Annotated in this window: 9 protein-coding genes; 2 read left to right on the forward strand and 7 right to left on the reverse strand. The window is 44.0% G+C overall.

The window, feature by feature from the left end:
• The first annotated feature begins 580 nt into the window (after positions 1-580).
• Positions 581-1,915, forward strand: coding sequence for a hypothetical protein (locus ACWB0I_RS09365; protein WP_479387797.1), 1,335 nt, complete (start codon positions 581-583; stop codon positions 1,913-1,915).
• Positions 1,916-1,952: 37 nt separating this feature from the next.
• Positions 1,953-2,834: a FlgD immunoglobulin-like domain containing protein gene (locus tag ACWB0I_RS09370; RefSeq protein WP_479387798.1), complete on the forward strand. Its 882-nt coding sequence runs from the start codon at positions 1,953-1,955 to the stop codon at positions 2,832-2,834.
• A gap of 171 nt (positions 2,835-3,005) precedes the next feature.
• On the opposite strand, the gene ACWB0I_RS09375 is transcribed toward ACWB0I_RS09370, so the two are convergent.
• From ACWB0I_RS09375 to ACWB0I_RS09405, 7 genes are all read right to left on the reverse strand, one after another.
• Entirely contained in the window at positions 3,006-3,182 is a 177-nt protein-coding gene (locus ACWB0I_RS09375) for a hypothetical protein (RefSeq protein WP_479387799.1), read from the reverse strand.
• Between the two features lie 640 nt (positions 3,183-3,822).
• Positions 3,823-5,235: a DUF6029 family protein gene (locus tag ACWB0I_RS09380; protein WP_479387800.1), complete on the reverse strand. Its 1,413-nt coding sequence runs from the start codon at positions 5,233-5,235 to the stop codon at positions 3,823-3,825.
• Positions 5,236-5,248: 13 nt separating this feature from the next.
• Positions 5,249-5,734, reverse strand: coding sequence for a TlpA family protein disulfide reductase (locus tag ACWB0I_RS09385; RefSeq protein ID WP_479387801.1), 486 nt, complete (start codon positions 5,732-5,734; stop codon positions 5,249-5,251).
• A gap of 45 nt (positions 5,735-5,779) precedes the next feature.
• Positions 5,780-7,213: a T9SS type A sorting domain-containing protein gene (locus tag ACWB0I_RS09390; RefSeq protein WP_479387802.1), complete on the reverse strand. Its 1,434-nt coding sequence runs from the start codon at positions 7,211-7,213 to the stop codon at positions 5,780-5,782.
• A gap of 30 nt (positions 7,214-7,243) precedes the next feature.
• Positions 7,244-9,136 carry a choice-of-anchor J domain-containing protein gene (locus ACWB0I_RS09395; protein WP_479387803.1) on the reverse strand — a complete coding sequence of 631 codons (1,893 nt, stop codon included), beginning with the start codon at positions 9,134-9,136 and terminating at the stop codon, positions 7,244-7,246.
• Positions 9,137-9,145: 9 nt separating this feature from the next.
• Positions 9,146-10,333, reverse strand: coding sequence for a PEGA domain-containing protein (locus ACWB0I_RS09400; protein ID WP_479387804.1), 1,188 nt, complete (start codon positions 10,331-10,333; stop codon positions 9,146-9,148).
• Between the two features lie 717 nt (positions 10,334-11,050).
• Positions 11,051-11,416, reverse strand: coding sequence for an HU family DNA-binding protein (locus tag ACWB0I_RS09405; protein WP_479387805.1), 366 nt, complete (start codon positions 11,414-11,416; stop codon positions 11,051-11,053).
• Positions 11,417-12,585: the final 1,169 nt, after the last annotated feature.

Raw genomic sequence — 12,585 nt, forward strand, 5'->3', positions numbered from 1 at the left:
CGGGCCTGTCCCCGAAAATCGGGATTTCCGCTGCGCTACAACCGGATGGACAGCCGACCAGACCGCCTGTTCGCCGATCTCTGTAATAACCGATCGTACAGCTAATTGGGCATCGGACTCGCATTCCAAATTTCCAATAATCGTTAATGGGACTATAGTAGAAAATCTCCAACACAGGTGAGAAAATTTACCACAAAGGTCTTCCCCCTCTCCCAGACTTTTATTCTGGGAGAGGGGGATCGAGGGGGTGAGGGCTAATTCGTGAAATGACTTCTGCTGTTAGAAAAGTAGAGTTAAAAGTATATGAGTGTAAGAGTTAAAGGGTTACGGGCACCGGACTGTCATTTTTTAAAGAAGTTTTTTGGTTGCTGCTCTGCTGCCTTAGAGAAACGTTCCGATGACTGTTTAAAGCTTTTAATCAATATGTGATCATTAAGCAAAATACCGTTAACTTTTTGGTAAATGAGCCGAAAATAACCTGTAAGTTAAACAATTTCGTAAAACTATGACCCAGATCATAGTTTTTTGGATAAAAAGCATTAAGATGTTAACAAAGGAACGATCAATTTCAGGAGGAAAAATGAAAAATTTTCTTTTCATTATTTTATTAGCCATAGGAATTAGTGGCGCTATTGGACAGACCATCTACTTAAGCGATGATTTTGAAGATGGGGATATCTCTGATTGGAAACAAATACCGGATACTAACTGGACGGCTTCCACAATCGACCCCATCAATGGTTCTTACTCTTTAAAACATGCCCTGGCCGACACCTTCGGTGCCAGCCACATTACCCATGCTTTAGACAGCATTGATGTGAGCCATAAAATTATTACCTGGCGTTTTAATTTAAAAAACGGTGGATTCGATCCCAGTTCAGCTGTAAAATTTTGGGTTTACCTTATGGTGCACGACACAACCGATGTCAATGGCTACGCTGTAGGCGTTAATTTGTCCGGCGCTACCGATAGCCTTTCATTGTGGCGCCTGACCAACAGTCAGCCAGACACCCTATTTCTTACTACCAGTTTCGACTGGCAGCCTAATTCTCTGGTGGGAATCGAAGTCACCAGAGATTCGGCCGGCGTCTGGGAACTCAAATACGATTCCAACGGTAATTTTGACCAGTTAGTTTCGGCCGGCGCGGCCAAGGATGATTATTACACGGCCATGAACTATTTTGGCATGTCCTTTTACTTTAAGACCGGCGAAGCAGGCAAAATCTGGTTAGATGATGTGCTGATTAAAGACGGAACGCGCGTCAACGTGGCTTTAAAATCCTTTTTGCAGGGCCCTTACGCAGCCGATACCATGAGCACCAGTTTAAATGTTCAGGGATTTATTCCGCAAAACCAACCCTATTCGCCTTCTCCCTGGAATTACTCCGGAGATGAGATTGTGTTGAACACTCCAGACTCTGTCGTGGATTGGGTCCAGGTTCAGTTAAGAACGGGAACGGATTCTGCCTCTACTGTAGCCTCAAGGAGCGCTTTCATTCGGAAGGATGGTATGGTTACCGATCTCGATGGTTACAGTCCGGTTAGTTTTTCGGAGATTGCGGATGGCAATTATTACGTGGTGATCCGGCATCGCAACCACCTGCCTGTGATGACTGCCAATCCCTTAACTCTTTCTGCCGAAACCACCCTGTACGACATGACCACCGGACAGGACAAGGCCTACGGTTCCTTACCCTTAGTCGAAGTAGCCAGCGGCGTGTTTGCCATTCCCACCGGTGATGCCAATGCCAACGGCCAGGTTCAGAATGATGATAAGAACGATTACTGGAATAACCAGGTCGGCGGGGCCGGTTACAAATCGGCTGATTTTAATGTAAACGGTCAGGTTCAAAATGACGATAAAAACGATTTCTGGCAACAAAATGTAGGTAAAGGAACTTATGTTCCTTTTTAAAATTAAAGAAAGTAATTAAAATAAAAGGAGAAATAAAATGTTTAAAAGTAAAATTACACTTCTGCTGTTATTACTGGCCAATCTGTCCTGGGCCACAGGAATCACCTTTACATTTGGCAACACAATGATCACGCGTTCCAATGGAGTCATGTATTTCGAGTTTGATGTATTGGCCCAGGCCGACGCTGCGGGTTCGCGTTTGGGAGACAACCTGGTGTACATTAATTACAACACCCTTGGCTTTGGTACCAATGTGGCAGCCAACAATAATGTTTCCGTAGAAAAAGGCACCTTGTTGCAGGGTGATTTTGGCCCTCCCGCTCCATATTACAGCATTGTCAACATCACCGATAACACCGATTCGCGATTTGCCGTGACCGTTGAGTACAACTACCCTGGAAGCCCGGAATACGGTAATGAAGTACCAACCACGCCCACGCAATTGATGCACATTACCATGGTCATTGCCGATTCCAATGAGACCTCGGGACTAAGCTTTGAGCAATCTCTGATGGAAGGGCAGCAATATGAATCCGATAACGCAACCAAATACTCTCCGGTAGTGGCCAGCGATACAGATAATACGCCATTGGACGACACCCCAAGCGCCATCACGCAAAATGGCCGCAGTGTTCCGGAAAAATTCTTTTTGTACAGTAATTATCCCAATCCCTTCAATCCAAGCACTACGTTAAAGTTTGATTTGCCGCAAAACGTGCAAAATGTAAAACTGGTTATCTACGATGTACTGGGCAGAGAGGTGGCCGTTCTCTACTCCGGAAGTCTGACTGCCGGACGCTACACCTACACCTGGGATGGTCGCAATCGATTTGGCAGCCTGATGCCTTCCGGGGTTTACTTTGCCAGTTTTAAAGCAGATGAATATTCCAGAACCATCAAAATGATGCTCGTAAAATAATACAACTTTGCCTTGCCATGAAAAGATCTGGGGGCCTCAGGCCCCTTTTTTTATCTTCAATCTAATTTGCAGATCGCACTCTTAATTTTTCTTCAACATCATTCAAAGTAACTCAGCGCAGTTAAAAGCCACATTTACAAAAAGTTTAAACAGGTTTTTTAGAATACTTCCCTAAAAAGAGGTAATGCATCTCAGTGCAGTGTAAGGAAATAAAACTGTTGAATTGTTGATTGGTTGAATGGCCTGTCCGGCTGCGCCTGCCAGACGGGCCTGTCCGGTGGCCAGACGGGCCTGTCCGGTGGCCAGACGGGCCTGTCCGGCTGGACAGCCGTCCAGACGGGCGGGCATGTCCCCGAGGATTGGGATTTGGAATGACGCTCGGCACGAAGCCTCACTGATTGTCATTTCGTTCTTATAAAAGTCTCGAGCTGAAGCTCGAGTTACGTTGCGGCTCTGCTGCCTTAGAATACTTCCTTCAAAAGATCTAGTCCCGCCACAGCAGGATGCGAAAATTTTTGTGTTAAAGATCCTAACCCCCCGGCCCCCTTCCCTTCTTTTAATAAAGGGAAGGGGGAGCAAATTGTGCCGCTTTGCTGAGTTTTCGCCTTAAATGTCAATAAATTATATTTTTTTTCGAAATCTTTGTGCTCTCTGCGGTTGATTTTGGTTGCGGCTGTACCGCCTTAGAATACTTCCCTCAAAACATCAGTCATGCTTTGCGGGATGCGAAAATTGTTTCATCGTTGGATGGTTCAAAAGTTGAATTGTACAATGGAGCGCAAGCGACGGGCAGGGCGGAGAAATCTTTCTCAGGCGTAAGGGCGAAGCATTTTCCTGAAGGTTGTTTCAATTAGCGCAGCCTCTTTGTGTGCAAGTTAAAATTGCTCTTGAGAAAGTCTTTGCAAAAAATGCTTCGCCCTTACAACGTCTCGAGCTGAAGCTCGAGTTACGTTGCGGCTCTGCTGCCTTAGATAAAAGCAGTTAACGCTCAGAAGCGATTGATCAATTTAATTTCTACCCCTTCAAATTCCGGTTCGTAACGACAAATACCGCCCACACAAATAAAGCCTTCTCGACGCGTACCGTACAGGATGGACAGGCGTTGATTTTTCCAGAAATTAAACGATAGCTGTCCGTACAGCCATTGATGGCGGTCCATCTGCACATTTCGAATCTTGAACCGATTGGTGTACTCTCCCACCAGCCCAAAACTGACCCAGGGAGAACGCGAATATTCCAGCAGAAGCAATTCATTGTCGTATTCGCTCTGATCAAGTCGATTTCTGGTGTGTTGGTGCTGTACACTTAGATGCAATTGATCGCGATCGGAAAAATCGTAAGTTGCATCCAGAATGGGCGTAATATTTTGTGTATTGGTAGAAAAATCAAAATTCCAGTCAAACACCAGATGGTATTCCAGATTCTCTTTCCAGTAATGCACCATTTCCAGATAATATTCCTGAAAAATGCGCCGTTTACTATGCGTAAAAGTTTGGGCATGATTGCCAATGAATTGCAATTCAGGCCGTGGCGTGTAATTCAATTCGATCTGATAGCCGGTTTCGTCATTTTGATTTAAAAAATGGGGGTGGCGATTCAACATTGAAAACGGTTGTTCTCTGGTCAACGAAGGGGCTGCATTGTACTCCGTTAGGTAGGCATTTTGAAAAGACATCTGATTGTAATCTTTTAATTCCAGCAGAGCATTCCACTTTTCACCATAGGCGCTCATAGCCAGATAATAACTCACTTTATTGTGCCATTGAGGTTTGACAATCTCCGTGTACAGATCAAAAAAATCGTGAGAAAAGTTCAGCCGACCGGCCCACAATGCGGTTTGCTCTTTAAAATATTGTGGATGGTGCTGATACAGAAAGCTACTTCCGATTTTTAAATTTTTAGTGGTCTTTAATTCCACATCAGCGCCGCTTAACCATTCTTTACGCCGATTGTATTTGTCGCGCATTTTGCCCGTTAAAACCTGAAATTTCAGGCGATTGAAGTTAAGGGCGACGCGGGCCCCAAATAAATTATTGTCCACGCGTAAATTGCGGTCTTCATAGGTGCGTAAAGTCAGCCCGCGGCCGAACATGACGTAATAATTGCCCAGCGTCACGTCCAGAAAGCGTTTGCGAATGCGGGCGTAGATAAAGGTTAGTTCATAATGTTTCAATAAGGTATCCGCTGGGAAAATGGTAGGATCAGGCGGTTCATTGATTTCGAACCGCCCGCCTATTTGCCACCAATCACGCTGATAGGTAACGTCTGTCCAGCTTTCCCAGATGTCGAGGTCCCTTGATTGCCAATGAGTGTACTCCAATTGATTCCGAAAAGTAACCTGGGCCCACACTCCCTGGCTTATCAGAATCAGAAAGCAGAAAACACACAACACGCCTTTCATGAATCATCCTTAATCACTGTTCGTTCCATAATTTCAACAACTCCTTTTCCAATTCTTCCTCATCCCCTTTACGGTAACCTGTATGATGATAGACAACCTTCCCTTTACGATCCAGGACAAAGGTTTGGGGAATTTCATTCACCAGTAATTCACTGGCAGCTTCCCGATCCGGATCTACCAGAAAGACAAAATCATATTTGTGCGTTCTGGCGTAACTTTTAACTTTGGCCATACTGCGCGGGGAATCGGTTGAAATGGCAATGATCTGCAAACGATCCCCGTATTTTTCTTTTAACTTCTGCAAGGCCGGATGCTCTTTTTGGCAGGGCAAACACCATGTGGCCCAGAAGGTAACCACGGTGGCATCGAAATTCAGATTTTCAGAGAACTGAAATGTATTGCCCTTTAAATCATTCAGGGCAATTTTAGAGAAATTTTGAGACAGCGCCCATCCGCTGAACAGCAATACCAATAACAGTACTTTCTTCCACATTTTCATCTACCCCATTCTCTTTAGAATTTTAAATTCAGGTCCACACAACAATTATTTGATCAATAACATTTTACCACGCTGGTGTTCCATCCGCCCTAAATGGTTTCGGGCGGTAAGCTGATAAAAATAAAGTCCGCTGGCCAGCTCCGGCGCACTGAATCTGTAATAATTTCGTCCTGCGATTATGTTATGTAATCGTTTAGAAAAGACCACAGCCCCCGACGTAGAAAAGACCTTTAAAACCACCTCATGCGTATTGGCCGGCACAACAAATTCGATAATCGTTGCATTGTTAAAGGGATTGGGGAAATTACCCAACAACAAAAAGGAATTGGGCTGCAACGAAGGGCCATTCTGCAATCCAGTTGACTGCGTTTCTGCAGTAAAAGTCTGCTCCAGTGTATCGCTGCTACCTTCGGCAAAGATTAACAGGGTAGCCCTGCCTTTCCCCGGCTGGTCAGTCGTAAAAAAATGGATGCTAAATTCAAGGCTATCGCCACTGTTTAGGGCTGTGGCAATGGTATCGACCTCCGGAGCGTAACAGTTTTCAAAACAGAGCGAGGAGCTCCAGCCTTCGGGCAATTGATTTTCCTTGCGAATGATGACCACCTTTTGCGTGGTATCACTGACATTGTAGATCATGCCATCGCCCACCAGTTCCTGGCCCGCCGCTCCGCTGGCCACACTGTCTTTAACCCACACGGCAATGCTCGGTTTTGGAATTTGCGAAATCACTATCAGGTGTTGATTTAGAGTCTGACCGCTCAGTAAGTCTGCAAACTGAAGCAGTACGTGGCCGCTGTCTGGCTGCTGGGCGGTACTGACCACAATATCAAAGAACACGCTATCGCCCGGCATAATCACCGAACTCACCTCAGAAACCCCCGGCGGGTAGCAGGAAACTCCCAGGCACATGGTGGTAGCCCATTCCTCGGGAATATCATTTTGAACTCGCGTTACCTGAAAGACCATGGCCGAATCCGTTAAATTGTGGATATAGGTTTCAAAAGTGTAGGCGTCCCCGGCAATGACGGTTACCGCGGTATCGGCAAAGTGATAGCTAAATGCCGGTTGCATTTGGGTCGAAACTGTGAAGGTCAAAGAATCTTTCAGGCCGCTGACCAGGTCTTCAAAACGTAAAACGGCCATGCCCATGGACGGTATCTCATCTGTATTGAACACAATATCAAAAAACAGACTGTCGCCCGGATTTAAAGCAACGGCATCGGGGGCGCTAACCTGAGGCGGGTAGCAGTTGGCCCCAAAACAGAGCGTAGTCGTCCAGTTTTCGGGAATGTCGTTCACCGTACGCGTCATTTGTACAACCATCACCCCGCTGCTCAGGTTGTGAACATACCCCTCAAAAACAACCGATTCACCTGGTGTAGCCTGAGCTACGGTATCCTGAACGTCAATAAAGAGGTCTCCTGCAAACAGACCGCCGGCCAGGAGTAAGATTATTACTATGTTTAAAATAGATTTCATTGGTACCACCTGATTTTTATTTTGTTTTTCTTAACGTAACAAGATCATCTTTTTGCTGGCCTTGAAATTTCCGGCTTTGAGTGTGTAAATGTAAACGCCACTGGCCAGATTTTGGGCATTTAAGCGAAATTGATGGCGCCCGGCTTCCTGAAAGCCTGCAACAAGCTGCTTCAGTTTTTTGCCGGAGAGATCGTACAGCGTTAACTCAACCGTTGTCGCCTGCGGCAAATCGTAGGTAATGGTGGTTACAGGATTAAAAGGGTTGGGGTAGTTTTGATGCAACCGAAAGGACGACAGAACCGTGGAATGCCCACGACTAACGGTACTTGGTGGATTGCCCAAATTCACCTTTGCCGCCACCTTTACTTCCTTGGTATCGTCATTCTGCACAAAAGCGATTAATTCACAATTCTCTTTGACCACGCCGGAAGGAATCTGAAAAGTGATCTGGTTTTGCACCTGAGAACCCTGCACCGGAGCATTGCTATCTGTCCAGAGTTCGGTTCCGTTTTCATCAGGAATCATTAAGCGCTCCACAAAGTGCAGCGAGTCCATACTGGTCTCCCAGTTGTAGGCGATGTGCGATTCGCACAGGGCCCAGCGAACAAACAGATTTTTTTCGTAAGTAACGCTTTGGTAAGTAACGGTTGCCGTAGCCGAAATATCCGAACCGTTTTCCGTCCAGGCGATATCCATGGTAAAAGGGGTGTATTCCTGACGTTCGGCCAGATACAGCGTTTCGTAATTATTGTACACTCCGCTCCAGTCGCTGCCAGCCGCTGCGCCGCCAACGCTACGACTGTCGCCCCCGAAAACACAGGTCGGATAGGCTGAAATCCCATAGTAAGAACGACGGGCGGCCGCATACGAATTATCAAACGGATCGTTGCCACTGAATCCGCCATGATAAGCAATAATGGCCACATTATCCGGGTAAGTATGATAGAGGCTATCTAACGCTTCGGCTGCCCCCGGACAGTAAGTACATTCGGTATCGGTAAACTCTTCCGGCAGCACCACTTCTTTTTGGCTGGCATAGGAATTGACAAAGCGCGTCGCCTCATCATTGCTGGCGTCCTGATCAGTGCTCAGCACGGTTTGGGCAAAAAAGGTGTAACCTTCCTGACCAAACGTGTAATTATCGAAGGTAACCTGTGTTTTCTGCCCCGGAGCTAGATTGCTCACTGTTTTAGTGCTCAGCACCACCTGATTGTCATTCCAATCGTAGTAACCAAACCGGACATCAAATGATTCGCTGTTTTTCCCTTCATTTTTGACCGTTGCCTGAGGCTGAATAGTAGAATTGGGAGCGTAATGGCTATCCATATCCAGTGATAAAGTCATCACGTCGTGATCAGATGGTATTACTACTCTAACATCGTCAATGTACCACTGATAATTCGGGCTACCCGGATTGGAATAATGGAAGCCGATGTAAACCGTACTCTGTCCGGCATAGGCCGAGAGGTCCACCTCAACTACATTGCCCGAAAATCCATCAATCGTATGATCCGCAGGCGTCATGGTCATCACAGTCGTAAAATTGGAAGCGCCAGTCGGTGAGGTGGTAGAAACCCCGATGTAGTGCGTACCGCCGCCATCCTGCCAGCCGTCTTCATCTTCATAAAAATATAGGGTAGCCCTTGAGGCGGACGACAGGTCCAGGGCCGGCGTTACCAGCCAGATATCACAGGGATACAAATACTGAACCTCAGCCTTGGCAGAATGCGAACCGGTTCGGCTCTTCTCAGTACTTTGAACCCAACCTTCTAAAGAAAAGCCTTCAGAAAATCTCGTCCATCCGGAGGGCGGAAAAGAGCCCTCAAAGGACTCGTCGAGTATGGCCGTAGTTACCTTGTTGACACCGGCCATAACACCGCTCAATACAAAAAATACGATCAATAAAATGTGTGCCAGCTTCATAGCTCCTCCTTAATTAACCCCGGTTTGTAAAACCTGTTTATTTTGTATGTTTTGAATAAAAGCAACGATTTTACTGTTTTTATACTGCCAATTGGCGGGCCAATCTTTTACATAGTCAAAAGACGCTTTGTCCAGGGCATCTCCCTGGCGATCGGACAAAAATCCGCGAAATACCCATTCGAAATCTTTTAATCCATTTGAACCCGGCGGATTGTCGAAATGAATGCTATCTTCAGCAATGGCTACAAACAGGCGCAAATCGGAATCGGCCTGATAGGCACCATAGTCATACAATTCAACGCGAACGCGCAATTGATTGTCCACAAATTCTTTTTCAATCGAAATACCCAACGCGCTGTTCTGAGCAGCCAGAGCCTGATCGTATTTGCTGACAATTTCATCATAATTGTGGGCCTCAACACCGACCGTCCCCTTCAACTTTAACGTAGGCAGAGTCTGTACGTTGTAAAAACCTATCCGTTGGTCCACGTCTTTCGACGCTGCCTTGTAAAACGGATCATTAGGACTGGGCCAGTTGGCAAAATATTCAATAATCACGTAGTGCTCTGCCGCGTGTTCCTCGCTAAATTTCAGTAGATTTTCTGTAGCCGGCACACAGGGTACACAGGAAACATTGGCAAAGGATTCAAATAAAAGGCGTTGAATAATGGAAAGATTCATGTGCAGTTCGAATGCTTCCTGCTGGCCGGTAACAATGGTGGTATCATTAATCATAAATCCATTTTTTTCCAGACGAATTTTATGAGAACCTGGCGTGGTAACCAGAGTGTCCGGCGTCTTTTTTCCCGTATTTTGATCGTCCAGAAAAATGGTAGCACCAGCCGGATCGCTGTTAATCTGTAATGTAATTGAGGTGATAATTTTTTGCAACTGAAAGGTAACCCGGGTAATCTGATCGGCCTCCACTTCTACCGGAATGGAATCTTGAAGGGCCTGATATCCATCAAGAAATACGCGAACAATGTGCTGACCAGGGGAGACATTTTTTATGGTGTCGGGAGTGGTCAGACCGGTGGATTGCCCATCCAGGATGATGGCAGCGCCCATCACCGGAGTTGATTCCACAAAAACTGAGCCGGTTTGTTGGGTTCCATTCTCCATTTCAACCGGTTGCTTAACCCCGCAGTTAAACAAAAATAGCAGTATTAAAGGAAAGCCTGATTTAAAGTATTTCATGCAATTCCATTTTTTTATTTAAAATTAAAACATCAAGAGAATATCAACTTCAACTCTTATCACAATTTTATTCACAAAAAACAGAATGAATGTTCGAATATTCAAAGTAAAAACAAACAATTAACATTTCAACCTAATTTTTTAAAAAATTGTTAACATTTTTTAAAAATCATAGGCGGAAACTCAAAGGTTGGAAATGTAACGTTGCTTTCATGAGTTTATGCTTAGAATACTTCCCTCAAAACATCTAATGCAGCAGAGCCGCAACCAATAAACATTTCCACAGGGATTTAATCAACCACAAAGCGCACAGAGAAGCATTTTTAAATTAAAAATTACGAATTACGAATTAATTTGCAAAGGGGCAACTTATGCCCAGGCGTTGATGAACCGTGCCGGCATGTCATTCTGAGAATCCCTTACATTGGCAGAACATTCGAAAGAGCAATGTAACTCGTGCTTCAGTCCGCGACTTTGTACGGGCGAAGCATTTAAATTGAGCTTTTATTTTAAAACCCATCTCCACGGCCCCCTTCCCTTTAAAAAAAGGAAGGGGGTGTTTTAATCTTTGCTTTGTAAAATTTGATTTATAAATGTTCATCTACTCAAATGGCTTGTAATTAGGCAGCGTTAAAAATTTGGCATCCCGCCGTGGCGGGACTAGATATTTTGAAGGAAGTATTCAAAATAAAAGTAAAAAAGGAGGTACGCTCAAAACTATTCGGATTGCCCCTCCAGTTCACTTAAACTTTTTCCTAAATTTTCCCGGTTTGTTATTTTATGTTTCAAATTATTTTTTTGCAAATTTAATTCCTGCGCCAGCGACTTATCCGCCTTAAAGCGAATTTGTAAGGTACAGTCCAGTTTAATGCTCGGTCTAAAAATACCGATGCCTTCCAGTCGAACCGGACGGGCAATGGATAAATTATGGAGTAGTACATCCCGCAAAGCATAAATAACGGCAATGATATCGGGAGGACTTAAGGTAGAACGTTCAGTAATATATTTCGCCATATCTCTTGTCTCAAGCGGCTTTTCCAGTTTTAAACGTGGAAAACGATCATTAACCTGCGATAATGGCATGCTGTTTTCCTTTTCTTAAAACCATACCGTTGCTTTCTGCAAAATGCAAATTTTAGTGTCATTTCGAGGAGTCCCGAAAGTCGGAAAGCCGAGAAATCTTTTTTTATGTTGTAAGATTTCTGCCCCCGATAAATCGGCATTCGAAATGACATACGTGTGTATTTTTCAGAACGCTAAAAACCTTTCCGAGAAAATATACGCACTAATCATTAAAAATTCAATGAGTTTTTAATGATTTTCATTGGAATTTTTTTAAAACTCGATGAAACTTTTTTCTAATTTTGGTGGGGAATTAGGCTGGACTTTGACAGGCTATGAAACGAAAAATGGGACTTTTAGCTAAAACATAATTTTTTTATCCAAGGTGGGGAATTTCAATTTCTGCTTGACAAGTAGAAACCTGAAATAACCCAGCCACATCATAATGGTTAACCGGATTATTCGGGACAAAATTGTATGGCGACTGGCCGGGCATCGGGAAATACAGTGATCCACCCGGTTCTAATGGCCTAATTATCAAGATTTCTAAAAACCGATTATTTTTCCAATCTCAAAATTCCCTGAGAATCAAAAGGGCAATATTTACTTCTGAAATCTTCGAAATTTGCCTCTCCTATCGTAACTCTTCTACCTTCTTCAACATCTACTCTAATATATAATATCCCCTTTAGGTTAGGAAAATAAAAATCGTACTGCTTGACAAAATAAGCTATTCCATCGTCGTCTTCATCGTTTTCTCCACCTGAATCAGGATATTTATCAATAGCTTATCCAGAAATGATAGATTTTATATTGTATTTCTTATTCTCTGATGTTTATTCAAAAAAGATTTTGGCCTTAGTAATTGTTTTAATTTTGATTGTTTGGGTTAAAGTATCATTCTCGAAGATTAAGTCCTTAAATTTGTGTAAAAAGGCAAAAATGTGAAAAATTGCCATATCCTTTCTAACTTTAGATTTTTTCAAAAAAAAAAAGAAAAACAAACAAGAAAGGAAAGGATATGGCAAAAAGACAAGACAAAGATAATTCAATACTCAGTCATATTCAACAATCATTAATGGATGACAGTGATTTTCTACGTGCTTTAGTAGAAAAAAGTTTACAGAAGATATTAGATACGGAATTTGAGAACTTTATTCAGGCCTCGCCTTACGAACGTACAGAAGATC

It is taken from the genome of Caldithrix sp. (genome assembly GCF_056497305.1).

Coding starts and splice junctions, on each gene's coding strand:
- ACWB0I_RS09365 (WP_479387797.1), top strand. CDS start 581: ATGAAAAATTTTCTTTTCATTATTTTATTAGCCATAGGAATTAGTGGC.
- ACWB0I_RS09370 (WP_479387798.1), top strand. CDS start 1,953: ATGTTTAAAAGTAAAATTACACTTCTGCTGTTATTACTGGCCAATCTG.
- ACWB0I_RS09375 (WP_479387799.1), bottom strand. CDS start 3,182: ATGCCCGCCCGTCTGGACGGCTGTCCAGCCGGACAGGCCCGTCTGGCC.
- ACWB0I_RS09380 (WP_479387800.1), bottom strand. CDS start 5,235: ATGAAAGGCGTGTTGTGTGTTTTCTGCTTTCTGATTCTGATAAGCCAG.
- ACWB0I_RS09385 (WP_479387801.1), bottom strand. CDS start 5,734: ATGAAAATGTGGAAGAAAGTACTGTTATTGGTATTGCTGTTCAGCGGA.
- ACWB0I_RS09390 (WP_479387802.1), bottom strand. CDS start 7,213: ATGAAATCTATTTTAAACATAGTAATAATCTTACTCCTGGCCGGCGGT.
- ACWB0I_RS09395 (WP_479387803.1), bottom strand. CDS start 9,136: ATGAAGCTGGCACACATTTTATTGATCGTATTTTTTGTATTGAGCGGT.
- ACWB0I_RS09400 (WP_479387804.1), bottom strand. CDS start 10,333: ATGAAATACTTTAAATCAGGCTTTCCTTTAATACTGCTATTTTTGTTT.
- ACWB0I_RS09405 (WP_479387805.1), bottom strand. CDS start 11,416: ATGCCATTATCGCAGGTTAATGATCGTTTTCCACGTTTAAAACTGGAA.